The organism is Bacteroides sp. GD17, assembly GCF_038448625.1.
Lineage (GTDB): Bacteria > Bacteroidota > Bacteroidia > Bacteroidales > Bacteroidaceae > Bacteroides.
Genome location: NZ_JBCEZS010000057.1, coordinates 1 through 1,006, shown reverse-complemented (window position 1 = coordinate 1,006; position 1,006 = coordinate 1). Strand labels below are relative to the sequence as shown.

1 protein-coding gene is annotated in these 1,006 nt (G+C 40.7%); it reads left to right on the top strand.

Annotated elements, in window-relative coordinates; all coding sequences use genetic code 11:
* A partial coding sequence (locus AAE250_RS23560) for a PD-(D/E)XK nuclease domain-containing protein (RefSeq protein WP_342289513.1) occupies nucleotides 1-470 on the top strand: 470 nt, incomplete at its 5' end.
* Nucleotides 471-1,006: the final 536 nt, after the last annotated feature.

Genomic DNA, 1,006 nt, shown 5'->3' with positions numbered 1-1,006 from the left:
TCGATTTGGATCTTTCTTCTTTCTCCGGTTTGGTGAAGAAGATGGCTCTCCGTGGCGAATGGGAGCCCGTCTTCCGCTTCTTTGCCGGAGAATTGGAACGTCAGAGCGCTATTCGTGAGTTCATCGAGGGAGAAGCACATGTAAAAGGTTTCCTGCTGGCCTATTTGGGATTGACACAAGGCTATGTACTCTTCCCCGAACATGAGTCTTCCAAAGGCTATGCGGATTTCTACATGATGCCGGATCTGTTGCATCAGCCGGAGATTGCTTATAGCTATATTGTAGAGGTGAAGTATGCCCGGCGTGACGCTTCGGAAGCGGATATCGCACTGTTGAAACAGGATGCCGCCGAACAACTGAAACGTTATGCGGCGGATGAGAAGGTGCTTCGCACTAAAGGGCATACGGAACTGGGGCTCATTACACTGGTATTCAAGGGATGGGAACTGGTGGTTGCAGAGAAATTATAATAGCATATATTAATGTTATATTCCAGGGAGTAGGGTTGAAATCTACTCCCTTTTTTAATGCAGTCAGGTGCTTTGGTATTGCATGGACTTTCAATAAAGAGGAACCTACCTGTTGTTTGGTTATAAGCTTATTTCTTGTCGGTGGTGTCTGAGGATGGTGCCATTTTTATCAGTAATAATCAATCGTGTTTTCTTCTATTACTATATTCTTATTTGTAAATGAGATAGTTAGTGCTATATGCCTTTCTCTAATCAGGTGCTAAAAAGTAGTGCCAATCTGTATGATAGATAGAGTGTACTTTGTGTAGACGATGCTTGAAGTTCTTGCATGTCAGTTTGTTAGTCTTTTCTTTTTACTTCTGATAGATCCTTTTCATTCTCTTATTTCTTTTCCTGTTAGATCGTAATAGACAGATAATCAGAAATGTATAGTTAAAATCTATTTAGGAAATTTGTTTCTTACTTTGCAGGCTGAAAAGGCGTGATATTGCGCTTTAAGGATATTGAGAACAGAGAACATTTATATTATTAACAAT